General features: G+C 51.7%; 16 protein-coding genes. 7 read left to right on the top strand and 9 right to left on the bottom strand.

Going from position 1 to position 19,406, the window contains the following annotated elements:
* Positions 1-76 precede the first annotated feature (76 nt).
* Positions 77-1,201, top strand: coding sequence for a DegT/DnrJ/EryC1/StrS family aminotransferase (locus DFR42_RS12925; protein ID WP_110255377.1), 1,125 nt, complete (start codon positions 77-79; stop codon positions 1,199-1,201).
* A 36-nt stretch (positions 1,202-1,237) separates the two neighbouring features.
* Complete coding sequence (locus tag DFR42_RS12920) at positions 1,238-1,702, top strand: DUF2314 domain-containing protein (protein ID WP_110255376.1); 465 nt, start codon at positions 1,238-1,240, stop codon at positions 1,700-1,702.
* Between the two features lie 153 nt (positions 1,703-1,855).
* Here the strand turns inward: DFR42_RS12920 and DFR42_RS12915 are convergent, their stop codons facing one another.
* Both DFR42_RS12915 and DFR42_RS12910 read right to left on the bottom strand, forming a co-directional pair.
* Entirely contained in the window at positions 1,856-3,043 is a 1,188-nt protein-coding gene (locus DFR42_RS12915) for a metallophosphoesterase (protein ID WP_110255375.1), read from the bottom strand.
* Positions 3,044-3,190: 147 nt separating this feature from the next.
* Positions 3,191-4,213, bottom strand: coding sequence for a tetratricopeptide repeat protein (locus tag DFR42_RS12910; protein ID WP_170133506.1), 1,023 nt, complete (start codon positions 4,211-4,213; stop codon positions 3,191-3,193).
* A gap of 169 nt (positions 4,214-4,382) precedes the next feature.
* On the opposite strand from DFR42_RS12910, the gene DFR42_RS12905 reads away from it, so the two are divergent.
* The gene (locus DFR42_RS12905) at positions 4,383-5,843 is read left to right on the top strand and encodes a S41 family peptidase (protein WP_110255373.1); all 1,461 of its coding nucleotides are present in this window, start codon (positions 4,383-4,385) and stop codon (positions 5,841-5,843) included.
* Between the two features lie 27 nt (positions 5,844-5,870).
* Here the strand turns inward: DFR42_RS12905 and DFR42_RS12900 are convergent, their stop codons facing one another.
* Positions 5,871-6,245, bottom strand: coding sequence for a winged helix-turn-helix transcriptional regulator (locus DFR42_RS12900; RefSeq protein ID WP_110255372.1), 375 nt, complete (start codon positions 6,243-6,245; stop codon positions 5,871-5,873).
* A gap of 145 nt (positions 6,246-6,390) precedes the next feature.
* On the opposite strand from DFR42_RS12900, the gene DFR42_RS12895 reads away from it, so the two are divergent.
* Entirely contained in the window at positions 6,391-6,945 is a 555-nt protein-coding gene (locus tag DFR42_RS12895) for a carboxymuconolactone decarboxylase family protein (RefSeq protein WP_110255561.1), read from the top strand.
* 36 nt (positions 6,946-6,981) lie between these two features.
* Here DFR42_RS12895 and DFR42_RS12890 read toward each other — a convergent pair whose 3' ends face one another.
* Positions 6,982-7,776 (bottom strand): substrate-binding periplasmic protein, encoded by a 795-nt coding sequence (locus DFR42_RS12890; RefSeq protein ID WP_211324295.1) that lies wholly within the window; start codon positions 7,774-7,776, stop codon positions 6,982-6,984.
* Between the two features lie 338 nt (positions 7,777-8,114).
* Positions 8,115-8,435, bottom strand: a complete 321-nt coding sequence (locus DFR42_RS12885) for a single-stranded DNA-binding protein (protein WP_110255370.1) — start codon at positions 8,433-8,435, stop codon at positions 8,115-8,117.
* Between the two features lie 230 nt (positions 8,436-8,665).
* On the opposite strand from DFR42_RS12885, the gene DFR42_RS12880 reads away from it, so the two are divergent.
* Positions 8,666-9,082 carry a DUF4279 domain-containing protein gene (locus DFR42_RS12880; protein WP_170133505.1) on the top strand — a complete coding sequence of 139 codons (417 nt, stop codon included), beginning with the start codon at positions 8,666-8,668 and terminating at the stop codon, positions 9,080-9,082.
* 36 nt (positions 9,083-9,118) lie between these two features.
* Here the strand turns inward: DFR42_RS12880 and DFR42_RS12875 are convergent, their stop codons facing one another.
* From DFR42_RS12875 to DFR42_RS12865, 3 genes are all read right to left on the bottom strand, one after another.
* On the bottom strand, positions 9,119-12,949 hold the full coding sequence (locus DFR42_RS12875; RefSeq protein WP_110255368.1) for an SbcC/MukB-like Walker B domain-containing protein: 3,831 nt from the start codon (positions 12,947-12,949) through the stop codon (positions 9,119-9,121).
* On the bottom strand, positions 12,946-14,193 hold the full coding sequence (locus tag DFR42_RS12870; protein WP_110255367.1) for an exonuclease SbcCD subunit D C-terminal domain-containing protein: 1,248 nt from the start codon (positions 14,191-14,193) through the stop codon (positions 12,946-12,948). The genes DFR42_RS12875 and DFR42_RS12870 overlap by 4 nt, the downstream gene beginning before the upstream one ends.
* A gap of 113 nt (positions 14,194-14,306) precedes the next feature.
* Positions 14,307-15,467 (bottom strand): GNAT family N-acetyltransferase, encoded by a 1,161-nt coding sequence (locus tag DFR42_RS12865; RefSeq protein ID WP_211324294.1) that lies wholly within the window; start codon positions 15,465-15,467, stop codon positions 14,307-14,309.
* Between the two features lie 218 nt (positions 15,468-15,685).
* On the opposite strand from DFR42_RS12865, the gene DFR42_RS12860 reads away from it, so the two are divergent.
* Positions 15,686-16,687 (top strand): M20/M25/M40 family metallo-hydrolase, encoded by a 1,002-nt coding sequence (locus DFR42_RS12860; RefSeq protein WP_170133504.1) that lies wholly within the window; start codon positions 15,686-15,688, stop codon positions 16,685-16,687.
* A gap of 111 nt (positions 16,688-16,798) precedes the next feature.
* Here DFR42_RS12860 and DFR42_RS12855 read toward each other — a convergent pair whose 3' ends face one another.
* On the bottom strand, positions 16,799-17,479 hold the full coding sequence (locus DFR42_RS12855) for a Bax inhibitor-1/YccA family protein (protein WP_110255364.1): 681 nt from the start codon (positions 17,477-17,479) through the stop codon (positions 16,799-16,801).
* Positions 17,480-17,890: 411 nt separating this feature from the next.
* Between DFR42_RS12855 and DFR42_RS12850 the strand changes: the two genes are divergently transcribed.
* A complete protein-coding gene (locus DFR42_RS12850) occupies positions 17,891-19,315 on the top strand; it encodes a high affinity choline transporter 1 (RefSeq protein ID WP_110255363.1) in 1,425 nt (474 codons plus the stop codon).
* Positions 19,316-19,406 lie beyond the last annotated feature (91 nt).

Genomic DNA, 19,406 nt, shown 5'->3' with positions numbered 1-19,406 from the left:
CGTCGTCCTCAAAGTAAAACTGTACAAAAAATCTTCAGCTACAATAGCCCTTCGATTTTCAGCTTTCAATTCCGCCATGACCTCACCCACCTACTACAAGTTCGCCCAGCCACAATTATCAGAAGCCAGTATACAGGCTGTAGCCGATGTGTTGCGCTCCAACTGGATTGCTACCGGCCCCAAAGTGACAGAGCTGGAACAGGCCTTGTCGCGCACCTTTGGCAACCGGCCCACCAGGTTGCTGACCTCGGCCACGGGCGCCATGGAAGTCGCACTGGCCCTGTGCGATATAGGCGAGGGCGATGAAGTCATCACTTCAGCACAAAGCTTTTTCTCGGCCATGAACATGATCGTCAAGTGCGGTGCCAAGCCAGTGTTTGTCGATTGTGATCTGCAGAGCCGCGCCATCGACCTGGCCCAGGTCGAAGCTGCCATTACACCCAAGACCAGGGCCATCATGCCCACCCATTTCCCTGGTGCACTGGGCGACATGGATGTCTTGTATGCACTGGCCAAAAAATATCAGTTGCGGGTGATTGAAGATGCCGCCCTGGTGCAGGGTTCACAATGGCAGGGCAAGTCCGTGGGTTCTTTTGGTGATATCGCTACGTTCAGCTTTCATCCCAATAAAAACATGACTACGATAGAAGGTGGGGCCATCGTCGTCAATGATGAAGCAGAAGCGCAACGGGTAGATGTCTTGCGCTTCCACGGCATTGCCAAATTGCCAGACCAGACCCGTGATGTGGTTGAAGCCAGCGGCAAGTTCAATATGTCAGATGTATCCGCCGTCATCGGCCTGCATCAGCTTACTCAGTTCGACGACTTCATGGCGCAGCGTCAGGTATTGGCTGAACGTTATTTCACCAGCTTCCCAGTCATCCCTGGCATCGTATTGCCGCCACAAGGCCAACCAGGGCAAACCTGGAATATGTTTTGCGTGCTCATCCCCTATGAAAATTTCGGTCATACCCGCAACAGCTTCCGCGCAGCCCTGCATGAGGCTGGCATAGGCACAGGCGTCTCTTATGAAGCCTGCCATTTGACGACAGTAGGCAAGGGTTTTGGCTATGCCGAAGGCATGTTCCCGAACGCCGAACGCATCGCCCGCGAGACGGTCACGCTGCCTTTGCATGTGGGGTTGACGGTAGGGGATGTGGATGAGATTTGTGGGGTGGTGAAGAGGGTGTTGCTGGGGTGATCGTCACAAGAATTGGGTAACTAACCGGGAAAATCTATGTTAGCCGTACCTTTGTTCAGAAAAGTGATCGCCACTTGCTCGATTTTCTTTGTGGCGCTCACAAGTTTTGCAGCTCCTCCTTCAATGGACAATGACGTGAAGACGACGTTGGTGTATTTTGATGCGGCGCTGGCCAATAAGTCTTACGGAATATATCCGCGTCTCTTAGTCATAGTCCGGGATGGTAAGAGGAAAGAGATTTTTTGGCTTGGTGACGTTCGTAAGGCTGGAGATTTTTATGTCGGGAGTTTGACAACAATTCCTGTTCAAATTAGGAATGCGAAACTTGGACAGACTATATCGGTTAAGAAAAAAGATATCCTCGATTGGAGTTATCAAGATCCGGTTAGCCGGAAAATCTACGGGAATTACGGTGCTTGTTTGGAGCTGCAAGCACTTCCTGTAGAAGAAAAATTAGAACAAATGGATTACTGGGGGCTTGAATGCAAACCCTCAAAATAAGATCAACCGCTTAAGTCTGCAATTTGTATATCGTAGGGCGTATCGTAATACGCCGGATGATACCGTGAAAAGAGTACGATCAGTTGATCACGCAAACATGCCGCGCAATGCAATGGCCCTATACCAAAAGTTTACACCGGTCTGAATTACGATTTAATCACTCGCATCCTTGCGCTTTTCCGGTGCATCCGGCACCGCCACTTTTTGCCCATCTGCGCCAGCCTTGCTGAGCTGGCCTTTATCCCAGAACAGCATTTCACCTTTGACGCCGCCCTTGATGCCGGAGTCTATGGAAATGACTTTACCCTGGTAGTGGGAATACACGCCATTCATGGTGGTGTGACCAACAATGATGCGTTCTACCTTGAGTTGTTGCAAGACCTTGTTAAGATCCTCACCTGACAGTTTCGGCGCATTGAAATAGCCGCGATACCACAGCGGGCCCATGCTGCCATACAGCCAGTCGAGCGCGGAATCCGCTTTCACTTGTGCCTTGCTCAGGCCCAGGGTCTGGCGGTATTTTTCATTCACTTGTTCCAGGCTCATATTAAGATTCTGGTGGTCAGGATGCAGGCCACCGTGCATGAAGAGCGTGTCGTTGACCTGGACAATGACAGGTTTGCTGCGCAGCCAGCGCCCCAGTACGCTGCTGTTGTCCAGCATTTGCTGATAACTGGTATTCAGGTGCTGGGCGACGGTGACATATTTCTTGTTGAGATAGCGCACGTCGCCAGCCATGCTAATAGCCTCGTGATTGCCCAATAGCAGATGTACTGCACCACCCGCGGCTTTTGCCTGGGCTTCGAGCGCATACAATAGCCACAGTGCTTCAGTGACTTTGGGGCCGCGGTCCAGCACATCGCCAGCGATGACAAGATGACCTGTACCAAATGTCCATTGCCAGTCCTGGTTGATGATTCCATTGCCCTGCAAGAGTTTGAGCATGAGCTCAAACTGACCATGGATATCGCTGATGGCAGCAACTTTGTCTGCCTTGAATTTGATACTTGCAGGGAAGCTGGTTTCTGCCGGACGTATACTTAGTTTCTGCGGGTAGCCACAAGGGGCAGGCAGGCTGATGTTGCCAGAACTGGTAAAGCTTTGCTTTTGTAGTTTGTCATCGCAGACCCAGCTGACGTCCAGCCCGGCTGTATCGGGGCTGGCAGGAGACTGGTAGACAGCATAAGGGCCATCATTGATGCCAGAGACCGGTGCTGTGTCCTGCGTCTGTGCACAGGCTTGCATGGCAGTTGCCAGTAGCAGGACCAGCAGTCTGCTGCGGGTGCGCAGCATCAGATTGCTGGCCTGGAAACGAGTTAGTGTTGAGTTTGTGCCGTGCATGAGATGTATTCTTTACGTAGTCATTGCAAAAAGTCAGCTGCATGAATATACCCGCAGCTTATGACAAGGCGGGCAAGTTCCTGGCTGGGCAGGCGCGCTGCTTTGTACGACAGGCAGCGCCTGATCAGATATGCATGCTGACTGTTGTCAATTCTTTAAATAATAGACTTCGCCCTGGTAAACCTCAGGTTTGGCTTTGTTGTTGCTGAGGGCGGGCAAGACCAGCTTGGGTGGCCATGTGCCGGGTTGCCATTCACCAGCCAGGGTGACAGCTTGCTGTATGTCCTCGGTTTTCAGGCGAAATGCCAGGCCCAGTTTTTGTTTGTTGGGCATGTCCTGCATTTCTTTTTCAGTATCGAGCTTGTCGGCGATACTGAAATACAGGTAGGCGCGTGGCAGGTCAGCACTGATGCCATTGCCTTCGCTATAGATATTGCCCAGCCAGGCAAATGCTCGTGCATGGCCCTGGCGGGCTGCTTGCGCCAGCAAGTGTATCGCCAGGTTGACATCGCGCGGCACACCATTGCCAGACAGGTATTGGGTAGCGAGATAAGTTTGCGCCTGTGCATGACCCTGCTCAGCCGCCTGGCTTGCATAGATATTGGCAACACGTTGATCAACTTCAGTCCCCAGGCCTAAAGCAAAAATACGGGCCAGACGGAATTCTGCTTCGGCATCATGCTGGTCTGCTGCGGCCCTGTACAACTTGCTGGCTGCGGCGATGTCCTTGGGCATGCCCAGACCCAGTTCATGACAGATGCCCAGCGTTACCTGGGCGCTTGCCAGGCCCTGGTCTGCCGCTTTTTTATACCAGGATATTGCCTGGGCAATATCTTTTTCTATGCCTACACCCAGGCGGTAACCTTCTGCCAGATTGAATTGCGCGCGCGCATAACCGGCATCGGCAGCTTTGCGAAACCACTCCATGGCCTTGGCTTCGTCCTTGTCCGGGCCTTTGCCGCTCAGATAAAGGTTGCCCAGATTGTGCTGAGCCGCGGCTTCGCCGCCTTCTGCACGCAGACTCCAGTCCTGGAAAGCCAGTGCGAAATTACCTTCCTTGAAGGCAATTGCCGCCACATCTGGCTTGGCTGGCGCGGCTGGCGTGACAGCAGCATGAGCGGCCAGTATCTGAGTAGAGAATAATGTGGCGCAGAGTATGGATTTCAGCATGAGGGAAATAAGAAGGTGCTTGCAAAAACGAAAAACATATATTTTTCTTCGTCGGCTGTCAGAGCTGCTAGTGTAAATCATCTTGGGCTACACTGGTGTGTTGTCGCATACTCAGAGGTGCACGTCCTGATTTTGCACAAGCCCATTATAAAAACAGGGACACCAGGTCATGAATAAAAAACAGCCAGGCATGGCAGGGATTTTAGCCACATCTATCCTGATGCTCAGTACAGCCCAGGCCGCGCCACCGGAATGGCCAGTCATTACCCGGCAAGACGTGGAGTTTGCTGCGCATACCTTGGCCAGCAAACATATAGGTGCTGTGGCCGGGCATTTGCATGTTGCGGAAGCACTGAAAAATGGTTTGCCAGTGGCGTTGGCCGAAGCTGCGGCAGCGCGCGATGAGCAAGATTATTTACGCACTATCAGCCGTTTCATTTACGGTTTTGGTGACCCGCATACCGGTATCAATCTGCAATTGAAACGCACAGGCTGGACTGGCCTGGTGATAGACCGCGTCGACGGCCAGTTCAAGGTGATCTGGTCAGAGAAAAACTGGCCCTATCCTCTGCCTGCCCAAGGTGCGACTGTACAAAGCTGCGATGGTGTCTGGCTTGGCACTTACTTGCAGACCAAAGTCATGCCTTATCAGAGTCATGCGCCAGAATATGCCAGCAGTGTCAGCGAAGCTGCGCGCAACATGATGTTTGAACGCGGCCTTGGGCTGGCGCCGCAGCGTTGTGTATTCAAACTGGCAGATGGTCGCGTGCAGGAGTTTGCCCTGCCCATGCAGGCACTGCAGGACAGTGGCAGCATCAGTGAAAAGCATATTCTTGAAGTACGCAAAAACTATGTCGCGCTTGCCAGGGATGTCGGTGTGTACCCGCTTGGCAAGAGCATGCACTGGGTAGGCATGCCCAGCTTTGGTGTCAAGGACGGCGGCAAGGCCTATGAAAAAGTGTATGCCAGCCTGGAGAAATTAAAGCAGGACAAATGGATTATCTTTGACCTGCGTGGTAATGGCGGTGGTGATTCAAGCTGGGGCACACGTGCACTGGCTGCCTTGTTTGGCGAAAGTTACAGCGATCAACTGAGCAGCATGGGTGGCTATGCCAAGTTCATGGTCGCCAGCAAGGAGAGTATCGCCTGGGCAAAAAATTACGCAGCCGACCCTAATTTTGCAGCCAGCAAGACTGTATTCGAGAAAATGATCCCCAAGCTGGAGGCAGCGCTGGCGGCTGGCAAGCATACCGCTCTCGTCAGTGGCGATGACAGGCAAAACCCGCAGACACTGCTGGCAGCACTTGGCTCCAAACCAGCTGGTCCACGCATTGCCGCCGTCATAGATCGAAACTGCTTTAGCTCATGCATGAACTTCCTGCAACAAATCAAGGCTATCCCAGGCAATGCCATCCTCGGCGAAAGCACGCTGGGCTATTCACCCTATGGTGAAATTGACCGTTTCAAGTTACCCAGTGAGCGCGGTTATATATACATCCCCGCAGCCTATTACCTGGTGGCCGAGGCGGCCAGGGAGCCCTTTGTTCCCGGCATTCCCTACACTGGCAATATGGCCGATGACAGTAAATTGATGGCCTGGGTGGAGGGCATTTTGCAGAGCATGAAGTAGGCCTCGCAAACAGGCTTGTTATTGCGCTTATTCTTTTTCTATTTCTTTTTCTTTTTCTTTTTCTTCAGCATGCAGATCCAGCATCTGCTGCCATTCTTCTGACCAGGCCAGCAAGGGCAACATGGCATGCACCAGACTTTGCCCTGAGCGGCTAAGGCAATAGCCCCCGCTTGTCGCCATTTCTATGATGCGGGTGTCGCGCAATTCGCGCAGGCGCTGGTTCAGCACTGTCGGCGACATGTCATCGCAGCGCTCGCGCAATTCCCTGAAACTCAGGGGATCGCCACGTAATTCCCAGATCATGCGCAGCGCCCAGCGCCTGCCCAGCAAATCCAGCAAAGCCATGATGGGACGGCCACTCTGCGAGCCCCTGACGGGCTGCCGGGGTTTTGGTGTTGTCATATTTCTCCTTGCGCTACATTAAATGTAGCGGTATGCTACTAATAACGTAGCGGTGTTGGATTGTACCACTGCGTGACTCTTATCAAGGCAAGGCAGGCATATGTCTGCGTGCGTGAACATGTTTTTTTCTTTTTGGGAGAACCAGATGTCAATGACCAGAATTGCTCCATTAGAGCCGCCTTATGAAGCTGAAGTCGCTGAAGCCTTCCAGCGCATCATGCCACCCGGTATGGCACCGTTGAAATTATTTCGCACCCAGGCACATAACAAAAGGGTATTACAACGTATGTTCGCCGGTAATTTACTGGATAAGGGATCAATAGAATTAAGAGAGCGTGAATTGATCATCCTGCGCACTTGCGCCCGCTGCGGTTCTGAATATGAATGGGGAGTACATGTCGCCCTGTTTGCAGAAAAGGCCAGTCTGAGCAAGGCTGATATCGCTGTCACGCTTAATCCTGATCCTGACCTTGGATCGCTATTGGCCAAAGAAATTTTACTGCTGAAGGCAGTGGATGAACTGCACGATAGCTCAGGCATCAGCGATGCTTTATGGATAGCATTGACGCAATACTATAGCGCCGCCCAGATGCTTGAAATCATCAGCCTGACGGGTAGTTATCACACGGTTTCTTTCATCACCAATGCAGCCAGAGTAGAGCTGGAAAGCTTCGCCCCAAGGTTTGCGCACTATCAATGAGAATAGCAGGTGATTGTTGGGCATAGTGGAGGGAGGCTAATGCTTATCGCCACCCTCAACCCTGACCACCTCCAATGGTGGTGCTTCACCCGGCAACCACTTTTGATGAATCTTCTGGAAGCTGCCATCCTTCTTCATTTGTCGCAAGGCGTTTTCCCATGAAGTGATCGTGGTCGCCGGGGTCTTCAGGGAAAATGCCAGATACAATTCCAGGCTGTCGAGTACCATGACTTCTTCCACGTCAGCCGCAGTGCGGCCACTTTCCTGCAAGATGGAATTGACAGCAAGGCTGCCTTCTACCCACAGATCAAAGCGATGGGCAAACAGCATCTTGGATGAATTCAAGGGCGAGTCCGCCTGGGCCAGATTGATGAAACCTTTCTTTTTTGCCGCATCAGCAAAGATGCTGCCGCGGTAAGCGCCCACCGGCAATTTATAGATGTCGTTATCAAGTGCCTTCAGGCGTGCGGCCTCGCCTTTGCGGGTGTAGACAGCAGTCTTGGAAATGGCGATGGGTCCCAGCATATGCATGAGTTTTTCACGCTCAGGTGAGCGGCCAAGACTGAACAGCATGACGCTCTCATCTTCCAGCACGGCCTTGTAGCCGCGCGCCCAGGGCACCAGTTGTATGTTTTCTTTGCTGCCAGTCAGCATCTGCAAGGCCCTGACCATGTCGACCGCCATGCCATCAATACCGGTTTTGGTCTTGAAGTTCATTGGTGGCCAGTCTTCGGTATAGATGCTCAGCTTTTGTGCCTGCACCGTGGCACTCGACAGGCTTAAGAGGCATGCCAGCATCAGCATCAGTACAGGCATTTGCACAAGCCGCATGAATATCTGCTGGCGGTACAGAGATAAGCGGGCTGGAGCTGGCATATTTTCCCTTGGATGCAGTAAGCCTGAGCACGGACGTATGCTGAATAGTACGCCCGTGCCTGAAGCTGGCAAATGCTCTTGTGGCTTTTTTCCTGGTCAGGAAACTATTTTTTACTTTATTTTTGTATAAATTACATGAATTTATATTAATTTTACACAGCGACATTGCTTGCAGATCAAGGTGCTTCCAGCACGTTGCCGCTGTCGACTGTTATTACATTAAAGTCAGACTGGGGCCATCCAAATGCACGGTACATTGGTGCGATTCAACATGCCAGCCTCTGGCTGCCAAATCAGCCCGTCGTCTGGTCCTGGGTATTCAGGTGAGCAGTAATTGCTGTATGCGCAATCAAATCCAGAGCTGGCCTGGACTTGCCCTGTTTGTCCGTCCATACCTTGGGCGTCAATGCACCTGACAGGGAAAGGCTGTCGCCATCACCCAGGGCCAGCAAGGTCTCGCGCACTTTGTCATTGAAGGCGATGACATTGCAGATAATGAAGTCACCATCATCGGTAGATGCTCTTACTTTGCAAGTGACATAGACAGAACCATTTTGCCCTGCGCGTTCTTCGACCTGGCCGTAAATGCGTCCGGCTATGAGTGCGTCTATCATGATATTTTCATTAGTCTGTATTGTGCCGGAAGGTATTACATGCGCTATAGAATTGCAAGCGAAATGCTCGTTTCCTCTCGTGCGTTGGGCAATGACGGGCCGGTATTGTCAATTGCCTGATGATACTATTTAAATAGTGGGCATTTGAAAACTACCGCTAAGGTAAAGCCGCGACCATGTACTTATGGTTTCGTTGGACAAATTTTCAGTATTTATTTTATTGGAATCATATGAAGGTACGAAGCGATGTTTACGCGTATTTCTGGGTACAGAAATATGATTGCTCTTCAGAAGAAATCAGTTCCATGATGCAAATTTCACCTACCGAAGTCCGGGAGCGTGGAGACGTATCTCAAAATGGCAAAGTGAGAAATCATAGCTTATGGCAATTGGATAGTCCGCTTGCAAGGGGAGATAATTTCCTGCAAGACTATTTAAGCCAGTTGCTGGATATTCTTGAAACTCGCGAGAGTGCAATAAAAACGCTGGTCCAGAAGTATGAGGCTGGCATTAACTGCGTAGGCTATTATCATGGCTCTAATCCTGGTCTGCACTTGTCCGCTGAATTAATAAAGCGTGTTGCTCAGCTGGACTTGTCAGTAGATTTTGATCTTTACAATTATGCCGCGGACGAGGATGCAGAATAAGCAGTTGCTCTACAGGAGCAAGCTTCTTGAAGATTTTTATCCCACGCCCACCGAACTACTTCCCCCGGACACCCGCTGCACGACCACCCTGGTCGCGATTCTCTCTGTCATTTCCTGCACATGCGAAATCACGCCCACTTTGCGGCCCTGGGCTTGCAGGCTGTCAAGGGCATCCATGGCGATGCGCAGGGTGTCGGCGTCCAGGCTGCCAAAGCCTTCGTCGATGAACAGGGATTCAACCTTGATGCGGTTGCTCGACAGCGATGCCAGGCCCAGCGCCAGAGCCAACGAGACCAGGAAAGATTCCCCACCTGACAATGAATGCACAGAGCGTTGTTCATCGCCCATGTCCTGGTCGATGACCATCAGTGCCAGCGTATCTGCCACGCGTTGCAGGCGATAGCGGCGTGAGAGCTGGTGCAGGTGCTGGTTGGCGTAGGCAAGCAAGACATCCAGTGTGATTTGCTGGGCATAGTTACGGAATTTCTTGCCGTCAGCAGCACCTATCAATTCATTCATTTGCGCCCATAAGCGGGTTTGCGCTTCCTGTCCTTGCATGTCGGCGATAAGGTCTTTGGCTTGCTGGTGGCGGGCTTCATCCTGGGCATGGGCAAGCTGGTGACGGCTGTATTCCTGCTGGATATGCTGACGGCTTTCGCTCAGGTCTTTGAGCAGGGATTGCAGATGTGCCGCCTCGCTTGTTTCAGTCGCTGCAGCCACTTCAGCTACTTCTTCCTGTTCAGCCTCTTCATCCGTTGCTACTGCAAGCGTAAAGCTGAGTGCAGCCGGGCGTTCTTGCAGATGTGTTTGTCTTTGCTGGCTGCGTTCGTGCAGTATAGTCGCAGCCTGCTGAACTGCATTGTTAATGGCTTGCATGGCCTGGCGCTCTGCATTGATCCAGTCATGGGCATGGGCCAGCAGTTCACGCAGTAGTGCTTCATCCAGATTGCTCATGACAGCTTGTTGCTGCGCTATCCAGGCATGCAGTTTTTCATGGGCGAGTTGTAGTTCCTGCTGGTTTTGCGTGATGCGTTTGCTGATTTGTTCCTGTGCTTCATACAGGCGGGCCATTTGCTGGCGCAGATCGTCATAAGCTTGTTGCCGGGTTTGCTGCAATGATCTGGCCTGGCTGACAGTCCGTTGGAAGTGCGCCTCTGCTTCGCCAACGGCGCGGCCCTGGAATAATTCCTGGCGTTTTGCCTGTTGCTGTTTGAGTTCTGTATCTGCTGCCAGATATCGCTTGCTGTCGCTGTTAAATTGCTCTGCCAATTGTTGTGACTGTAACTGCAGTTTTTCTACATCGGACTGCAGCTTTGCCAGTTGTTCTCCACCCTGGCTATAGCTGAGTTGATGGCTTTGCCATTGCTGTACATGGCTTGCGCACTGGTTTTGAAATTCCAGAGGTGCTGCATGCCAGTTATCTTGCCAGCTGCTGCCATCGTCTGATTGTGCGGCAAATGCAGGCGCTAGCTGGGCAAGTGCGTCATCAAGTTTCTGGCTGGCTTCCTGTGCTTTTTCTGTGCTTTGTGTCAGTGCAATCGTGAATTTATCGACCGCATGGCCAAGCGAGGTATGGGCATCCTTGTGCTCTTGCAAGGCACGAGCTGCTTTTTCGCTGCTGGCAAATGCGGCATCCCTGGCTTGTGCTGCCAGTTGGTAGGCATGCTCGGTCTGCTGCAATTGCTGGAGTTGCACTTGCAAATCCGTTTGCTGTTGTGTGAAGTAGTTGCTGACTTCTTCGCCAGCTATATTTTTTTTCTGCAATTCAGCCGTGAGTTCCACTGCAATGCCATGTGCCTGCCATGCTTTTTCCGTGGCTTGCTGCTGTTCCTGCAAGCTATTCAAGTCTTGCTGCAATTGCTGTTGCTGCTGTTGATACTGCTTGCTTTCAGCCATGGCAGTTGCCAGTAACTGGCGACTTTCTTGTTCGGTTTGCTGGCAATGCCTGAGTTCATTTTCCAACTGTACCAGCAAGGTATGCAATTGTGGGTTGGCAGTTTTGTAGGGGTGTTCAGTGGCACCGCACACCGGGCAGGCTTGTTCATCCTGCAGGGCATCGCGCAGGCTTTCTACATTGGCATTGCAGGCAGTTTGGGCCAGTTGCAGGCTTTTCTGCGCCTGCTCCTTTGCCGCAGTCAGGCTCGGTAATTGCGTCTGAAGCTGGTGGATGGATTTATCCACTGTTTGTATGGCTGACAGGCAGGCTTGCTGTCGGGCTTGTAAAGCCTGGCTACGTTGAAGTTCTTCCTGTCTCTGTTTATGTAAGACTGTGGCACTGGCCAGGAATTCTCTTCTTTGCTCAAGCGCCAGTCTTTGCATTTGCAAACCAGGCAAGTCAAACTTCGCGAGCTTGCTGTGGGCCTCTTCACGCAAATGATCTGCCTGTTTCCAGTTTTGTTCGCTGGCTTGTTTTTGCAAGGCACGCTCGGCCAGCAACTGTTCTTGTTTTTCTTTTTGCTTTTGCAAATCCAGCATATTCTGTTGCTGGTAGCTGGCATCTTTTTTGGCTGTGGCTGCCTGCTTCAGTAATAGTTCCCAGGTTGACCAGTTGTCGGCCAGACTTTGCAAGCCTGCATGGTGGGTTAGCCATGCTTGTAGCTCTTGCTGTTTCCTCTGCAGTTGTGCCAGGTCGGCTTGCTTGTTTTTGTGCTGTAGCTGCGCATGGTCCAGCGCCTGCTCTGCCTGTATTTTTGCGTGTTGTGCTGCCAGCCAGTTACTGCGCAAGACATTAAGGCTACTGTCGAGTGCCTTTGCTGCATCCAGTAATGGTGTTGCTTCCTGCAAGGCATGTTCTGCCTGCTGCAATTGTTGCTGTGCCAGTTCCAGTACTAGCTGCTTTTCCTGTGCTTCCAGTGTTCCTGTCTGTATGTTGTTGTGGGCAGTGGTGATTTCTTCCTGCCCTTTCTGGATTGCCTGCTGCAGGCGTTCTATGTCAGCCACCAGTGGGCGTGCAGCCTGTATGCTTTCCACTTGTTGCAGAAAACCTGCCCGCTGTGCTGCCGCAGACTGTTCGTGCGCATATACCTGTAATTGCTGTTGAGCTTGCTGCTCAGCTTGCATCAGCTTGTGATTGTCGGCGTGCCAGCGCAGGTGTAGCTGTAATTCTGCGAGTTGTGTATCCAGTTGTTCCAGCCGGTTTTTGCTGATGGCGAGCTCACTGTCAAGTTGCGTGCGTTCTTCTGCGCTCAGTGGCTTGTTATCTGCAAGGCGCACATGAAAGCGCTCCAGAGCTTCACGCTCCAGTTTGGCGCGGGCAAAGGCGCGCTGTGAAATCTGGCCATAAATGTCACTGCCAGTCAGGGTTTCCAGCAGTTCGCCGCGGTCATTGTCATCGGCTTTCAAAAAACTGGAAAACTCATTTTGCGCCAGCAAAACTGCGCGGGTGAATTGCTCAAACTTGAGGCCAAGACGCTTGATGATTTCTTCCTTGACTTCGGTCTTCTTGCCACCTATGGGCTGCAATTGCGGTAACTGGTGCAGCGACATGGCAGTGGGCTGCAAGATGCCAGTGGCTTTATTGCGCGAGCGACGCACACTCCAGCGCGCACGATAGGCATTGCCATCAGTGCCGACAAAATCCACTTCGGCATATCCTTCACCGGTGCCGCGTCTGAGCAGGTTGCCGGTATCTTGCTGGGTGACTGCATCAGCGCCATCCGGCAATTTTGTTGTGCCTGCCTTGATCAGGCGTGGCGTGTTTTCATACAAGGCCATGCACAAGGCATCCAGCAGCGTGCTCTTGCCCGCACCGGTGGGGCCGCTGATGGCGAACAGACCGGCAGATTGCAAGGGTTCCTGCGTGAAATCGACAGCAAATTCACCGGCCAGCGAAGCCAGGTTTTTACCGCGTATGGCAAGTATCTTCATGCACCATCCTCACCATGCAAGAGTTCACCAAAAGCCTGCAACATGTCGCCCGGTGCTTCTTGCTGGTATTTGCCCTTGTACAGGCGGCGGAAGATATCTTCAGGGTGCAGGCGGTCCAGCGTGTCCTGTATGGCTTCTTTATCCGCATCATCATCCTGCGACTTGCCAGGGTAATGCGGGTCTATCTTCAGCAGGCGCAAGGGTTTGCCAGCGATATAGCTTTCTATGCGGGCACGCAGGCCAGGTTCTGGCGCATCCAGTTTCACCCTGACTTCAAGATAGGGGTCATATTGCGCGCCTTTGTCACTAGCTACGATATTTGCCAGGTCAATACTGTCCAGCGCATCCAGTACAGCAGGCAAGGGGGCTGCCTGTTTGGGGATGCGCAGGAGCTGGACAGCGCGTGGTACAGGCAAGGGTTTTACTTGCGTGAGCTTGTCTGCAGCTACATCCACACACAAGACCTGATGCTGGTAATCGACTTCAGAAAAAGACAGGGGCAGGGGGCTGCCGCAATAACGCAGATGCTCTTGCTTGCCGACTCTTTGCGCCAGATGCAAATGCCCCAGCGCAGCATAAGTAATGTGACTATCGAACATGCTGGCAGACAGGGCTTCAGTACCGCCGATAACGATACGGCGCTCAGAGTCTTCGGATATTTCGCCGCCTATCATATGGCAATGTCCCATGGCGATGATGGCCTGGCCAGGCTGGCGCAAGCTCAAAGCATGGTCGCTGACGTCTTTGTACAACTGGGCGATGCCTGCCATGTAAGGATCGCTGGCATTTTCAACGCGGGGCACATCGCCGGGTCGCAAGAAGGGAACAGCCAGACACCAGGCCACAACTTCAGAATTCTGTCGCAATGGCAGCACCATCGCAGCCACATTGATGCTGCCATCCGCCAGGCGCGGCACCATGCCGATGACACTGATATCCATGCCATCAAGCAGAGGGCCAGGTGCTTCCAGCCTGCCGGGTGAGTCATGGTTGCCAGCGATGATGACGATATTCAGGCTGGGCAGGCGCATCTTGGCTTGCTGCAAAAACCGGTAGAACTGTTTTTGTGAGGCAGCAGATGGATTGGCATTGTCGAAGATATCGCCCGCGATAAGCAAGGCATCGGCTTGCTGCTGTGTCAGGGTCTCAATCAGCCAGTCAAGAAAATGCTGGTGCTCAAGCCCGCGTTCTATGCTGTGCAGGGTTTGGCCAAGGTGCCAGTCTGAAGTGTGGATGAAGCGCAAGTGAAGTCCTTAGCCTATGCTTGTGTGGATGTTAAGCAGGGCAAGTGTAACCGTTTTTACATGGGGATGAAACTTGAAGCGGGGGCGAGAATGTGTCGTGTTTAGCGCAGCACTTAGTCTGTCTTTTTCCCTGACCAGTTCCTGCGTAATTTGCGCATCTTCAAAATGCCGTTGCCGAGGTTTCTGCGCCAGGCATTGTTTTTCACGCATTGATGTTCCACATAGTGCGTGACGCTAGGTCCCCAGCGGGTTTTGGAGACGTCTTCACCAACGGATAAATTAATGCGCTTGAAATTTTGCGGGTAAGACCATTGTATGATCTCGGCCAGCAAGGTAGTCATGACACTGTAGCGGGCAAATTGCAGGTCATAGCCTGAATAGTAGAGATACAGTTCCTCGCCCATGGCAAAGCCCAGGCGCATGGCGACCACGTGGCCATCCAGTTCCAGGCTGAACAAATGCATGCGCTTGGCAAAATCGCTGTCCAGCAGGGCAGCCATGAAGGCACAATGCCTTGGATCAGCAAAATAATCGGGGTGTTCTACCGTATCAGTGGCACTGGCACGGGCTGCATGCAGGGTATAAAACTCATGCAGGCGCGGCTTGATGGCCTCAGCGCCTTTCCAGACTTGCAGCCGCAATTGCAGATTATCGCGCGCCAGTGAGTTATAGCAGCGCCGCAACGATTCCTTGATATTTCGCTTGAGCCCACTTTTAAAGCTGGGCCAGTTGCCATCCAGATGCAGGATAAAGTTGGGCACATCCCTCGCTTCCAGTGGATGAACCGCCGCATTGTTGGCCAGAAAATGCGCAGCATGCTGCCTGGTATGGATGACCTGGAATTCAGTCAGCCCAAAGGTTTCCTGTCTGGACAAATCTTCCCATTGCTGCAGGATGGTTTCATCATAGGCAGGCAAGGCCAGCGGTACGCGGATTTCAGTCAGGTTGGGGTCGGCACCAAAAGGCCGTACATAGCGATAGACGAACAGGCTATGCAAGCCTACGTGGGTATTTGTCAGCGGCATGACGGCAACCAGTTGCCCTCCATCATGCAGGGTACAGATCGCCAGTTCATCCTTGTGATACCAGGATGAGTCGGAGAATACTTTCCACCATGCGCGGTTCCAGTCATAGGTCTGGAAGGGCAAGAGCTGTGGCACTTGTGTTTCCAGCAGACGCCATGAAGCCGCCAGGGCTTCAAACCCCGCATCTGTATCAACAACAAGTTTTTTCAAATTCGACATCAATGGATAAATCTGGTGGTGCGTAATCACAGGTAAACAAGAAGTGCGGTTTAATTGTTAAAAACCTTGTCGCATAATCTCAGGTTGGGGTTTATGCCATGTAATGCCAGTAATTGCAAGCTTGCTTAAGTCTGCAGCCTGGTATTAGAGCATTAATGTGCTGTGCCTCATGGCTTTTTCTGCAAGAAGAACTTAAAGTAGTTTTCTCTGGTCTGATGCTTATCTTTTATTTACACAATTGGATGTTCATGCTTAAACTTGCCAAAACCATATGCAGTCTGTTCCCTGTGTTAGCCATTAGTCTTGCGCACTTGCCTTTGCAGGCTGCTGAAATTGTGGAAACAGCGCAGCCCATGCTCGATGTCAGTAAGCTTGCCAGTGCAGAAATGGAAGGTCGTGCGACAGAAAGCAAGGGCAACGCCCTGGCGCGTGATTACATCATCAGCCGCCTGCAGCAAATCGGGCTGACACCCTGCAAGGACGAATTCGTCCATGAATTTGAATTCAAAACCCGCCAGGGTGCCTTGCGCAAAGGCAAAAATATCCTGGCTTGCAGCTCCGGCAGCATGAGCGGGCATGCTACTGCGCCCATGATGGCCATTACTGCCCACTATGATCACCTTGGTGAACGTGCTGGCATCATTTTTTATGGTGCTGATGACAATGCATCGGGCGTTGCTGCGGTATTGGCCATTGCTGAAGCCATGCAAAAGAAGCCGCCGCAGCATGATGTCATGTATATCCTGTTTGATGCCGAGGAGCTGGGGCTCAGCGGCTCGCGGGCGTTTGCAGCCAAGCCTGTGGTCGACCTGGCACGCATAGGCATCAACATTAACTTTGACATGATAGCCCGTGGTGACAAAGGTGAACTGTATGCCAGTGGCGCATACCATACCCCAGCATTAAAGGATTTACTGCTGAGCCTGGACGGCAATCAGGGCGTGAAACTGAAATTCGGTCATGACAGGCCAGAGCAGGGGCAGGATGACTGGACCAAACAGTCAGACCACTTGCCCTTTTTCCTGGCAGGTGTACCACATATCTATTTTGGGGTAGAAGACCATCCTGACTACCATAAGCCTGGCGATACGGTAGAGAAAATCAATCCGCGCTTTTATCTGGGAGCTGTGGATTTGCTGACCAGGGCCAGCTATTTACTGGACCAGGCCATGCTGAGCACTGACTTCAGAGTCAAGAGTAAAGACGGGCAAGCTGCAGTATCAAAAGAGGGCGGCAAGGGAAGCCGGTAAGGGAGCATGTAAAACGGGGGAGGGGAAACTCCAGCCTGCATGTAATTCATTTAGCAGGCTGGGAGATGCAGGTACTACTCTGATTAGTTTTTAATACGCTGAGTTACTTGCTTAGTCACGCAGTTTCATAACGATGCGCAGTACATACCAGAACATCAGGGCAACAGAAGCAAATAATTGCAGCGATGCGCCTACATAGCGGTCTTCTGGATAGTGATGGATGATGTTGGAAGCGTCATACAGGATGGACGCGCCAGCAAATGCCACCATGGCTACGCAAAAGAACAAGCCAAGCTGGAAGCCAAAAATCATGCCACAGCCAATCAATACCAGAGCTACCAGGCCACCCCATTTCAATACGCTGCCCAGGAAAGAAAAATCTTTTCTGGATACATAGGCAATACCTACCAGGCCAACCGTTGCCAGCACAGTCACCAGACCGGCGGTGGCAATCGCACCAGGCGCTACCTGATTGGCAATGTACAGGATGGGGATGAAGATAATGGCTTCTGCCACGATGTAGGCGCCCAAAGCGGCATATTGCAACGGCAGGCTTTCTACCGTATGCGCAGCGCGCGATGCCAGCCAGCCTATCAGCATGAATGCGCCAAGGATCAGAAACCATGGCAGATGGCGCATGGCTTGTGCCATAACTTCAGCGATGCCGGTCTTGAAAAAAATTACTTCTATTGCAGTGAACGCCAGAATTGCGCCACCGAGATGATTAAAGGTCTTGCTGATAAAACGCTCACGCGCTGGACCGTAACCTTGCTGGGTGCTTGCCAGTTCCATGGATGTTCCTATCGTAGATGTGCCGCATAAGCCAGGAGCAGGCTTGCAGCTTAGATTAATAAACTTAATAAACAAACCTGCAATAAATGCAAGTTGGAATGGATTTTATATGAATCGATCCAGGCATGGACACGCATGTTTCAAAGTGTTGCAAGTTATTGCTTATATAATAAGAATATAATTTCCATCCGCATTTCTTCCGGGAAAGGAAATGATGCTTATTTTTTAGAGGTAGCCAACAAAAATTGGTACATTTTGCTACATAGGCCCAGATAGCGTGTTTTTTACACAAATATGCCTGATACTTGGCAGAAATTGCCTTTGGCCTCTGCAAACTTCGTGTAACTTACGTCTATAATGCCCGCAGCAAAAAAATGCGGGTTTTTTTATTGACATCATTGCACGTCTTCCATGAATACTCTTATCTGGTTTGTCATCCTGTATTGGGTCATTTCTGTTGGCATAGGTTTATATGCCGCCCGTTATGTCAATAACTCCAAAGACTATGCGGTAGCAGGCCGTTCCTTGCCCATGTATGTGGTAACGGCGACGGTATTTGCCACCTGGTTTGGCTCGGAAACCGTGCTGGGCATTTCCTCTACCTTCGTCAAGGAAGGTTTGAGAGGTGTGGTTGCCGATCCCTTTGGCTCTTCCCTGTGCCTGATCTTTGTCGGCCTGTTCTTTGCGCGCCCCTTGTATCGCATGAACCTGCTGACCATAGGTGATTACTACCGCAATAAATTTGGCCGTACCGCCGAAGTACTGGTGACCCTGTGTATCGTGGTCTCATATCTCGGCTGGGTCGCCGCGCAAATCAAGGCCCTGGGTCTGGTGTTCAGCGTGGTATCTGGTGGTTATATATCCAACGAGTGGGGCATGATCATCGGTGCTGGTAGCGTGCTGATCTATACACTGATGGGCGGCATGTGGTCGGTAGCGATTACTGACTTCCTGCAAATGATCATCATCGTGGTTGGCATGTTGTACATAGGCTGGGAAGTATCTGGCATGGTGGGTGGTGCCGGTGTGGTGATTTCCCACGCAGCCAATGCGGGCAAGCTGGAATTCTGGCCTAATCCTACTGCCAAGGAGTCACTCTGGTTCTTTGCCGCCTGGATTACCATGATGCTGGGTTCTATCCCGCAACAGGACGTGTTCCAGCGTGTAGCTTCATCCAAGAATGAAAAAATTGCCGGTAATGCATCTGTATTGGGCGGCGTATTGTATTTCTGCTTTGCCTTCATCCCCATGTTCCTGGCGTATTCAGCCACGCTGATCGACCCCAAGATGGTGGAAAGCCTGATAGACAAAGACTCGCAACTGATCTTGCCTACCCTGATCATGACCAAGGTGCCCATGCTGGCCCAAGTGATGTTCTTTGGTGCCTTGCTGTCGGCGATCAAGAGCTGTGCCAGTGCTACCTTGCTGGCACCATCCGTGACTTTCTCTGAAAACATCCTGAAACCATTCTTCCCCAAGCAAAGTGACAAGCAATTCCTGTTCATGATGCGTGCGGTGGTGCTGGTATTTACGGCAATTATTACTGTTTTTGCCATGAATACTGAATCCAGTATTTATAAAATGGTGGAGAATGCCTATAAAGTGACCCTGGTCGCTGCTTTTGTACCGCTGTCATTTGGTCTGTACTGGAAAAGGGCAACTACTCAGGGTGGCCTGGCTTCCATCATCCTCGGCATTGTTTCCTGGGTCAGCATGGAAGTGTTTGCCGCCGATGGCTTGTGGCCGCCACAACTGGTGGGTGTACTCATGAGTGTGACAGGCATGATAGCCGGTTCTTTGCTGCCGCAATTTGTCCATAAGAAGTTGGCAGTTTGATTCTGAACTGAACTGCGGCATGACGCAATGCGCAAATTCTGATCAAAAACCTTTATAATTCAGGGTTTTATCAGTTTTTTAGGGCTACGCC

The sequence above is a fragment of the Undibacterium pigrum genome (assembly GCF_003201815.1).
GTDB lineage: Bacteria > Pseudomonadota > Gammaproteobacteria > Burkholderiales > Burkholderiaceae_D > Undibacterium > Undibacterium pigrum.
The sequence above is the reverse complement of the archived record's forward strand: the minus strand, read 5'-3'. Positions and strand labels throughout refer to the sequence as shown.

What these genes read in the sequence shown, in the direction of transcription:
- DFR42_RS12925 (WP_110255377.1), top strand. Translation starts at nt 77, where the DNA reads ATGACCTCACCCACCTACTACAAGTTCGCCCAGCCACAATTATCAGAA.
- DFR42_RS12920 (WP_110255376.1), top strand. Translation starts at nt 1,238, where the DNA reads ATGTTAGCCGTACCTTTGTTCAGAAAAGTGATCGCCACTTGCTCGATT.
- DFR42_RS12915 (WP_110255375.1), bottom strand. Translation starts at nt 3,043, where the DNA reads ATGCACGGCACAAACTCAACACTAACTCGTTTCCAGGCCAGCAATCTG.
- DFR42_RS12910 (WP_170133506.1), bottom strand. Translation starts at nt 4,213, where the DNA reads ATGCTGAAATCCATACTCTGCGCCACATTATTCTCTACTCAGATACTG.
- DFR42_RS12905 (WP_110255373.1), top strand. Translation starts at nt 4,383, where the DNA reads ATGAATAAAAAACAGCCAGGCATGGCAGGGATTTTAGCCACATCTATC.
- DFR42_RS12900 (WP_110255372.1), bottom strand. Translation starts at nt 6,245, where the DNA reads ATGACAACACCAAAACCCCGGCAGCCCGTCAGGGGCTCGCAGAGTGGC.
- DFR42_RS12895 (WP_110255561.1), top strand. Translation starts at nt 6,391, where the DNA reads ATGTCAATGACCAGAATTGCTCCATTAGAGCCGCCTTATGAAGCTGAA.
- DFR42_RS12890 (WP_211324295.1), bottom strand. Translation starts at nt 7,776, where the DNA reads ATGCGGCTTGTGCAAATGCCTGTACTGATGCTGATGCTGGCATGCCTC.
- DFR42_RS12885 (WP_110255370.1), bottom strand. Translation starts at nt 8,435, where the DNA reads ATGATAGACGCACTCATAGCCGGACGCATTTACGGCCAGGTCGAAGAA.
- DFR42_RS12880 (WP_170133505.1), top strand. Translation starts at nt 8,666, where the DNA reads ATGAAGGTACGAAGCGATGTTTACGCGTATTTCTGGGTACAGAAATAT.
- DFR42_RS12875 (WP_110255368.1), bottom strand. Translation starts at nt 12,949, where the DNA reads ATGAAGATACTTGCCATACGCGGTAAAAACCTGGCTTCGCTGGCCGGT.
- DFR42_RS12860 (WP_170133504.1), top strand. Translation starts at nt 15,686, where the DNA reads ATGCTTAAACTTGCCAAAACCATATGCAGTCTGTTCCCTGTGTTAGCC.
- DFR42_RS12855 (WP_110255364.1), bottom strand. Translation starts at nt 17,479, where the DNA reads ATGGAACTGGCAAGCACCCAGCAAGGTTACGGTCCAGCGCGTGAGCGT.
- DFR42_RS12850 (WP_110255363.1), top strand. Translation starts at nt 17,891, where the DNA reads ATGAATACTCTTATCTGGTTTGTCATCCTGTATTGGGTCATTTCTGTT.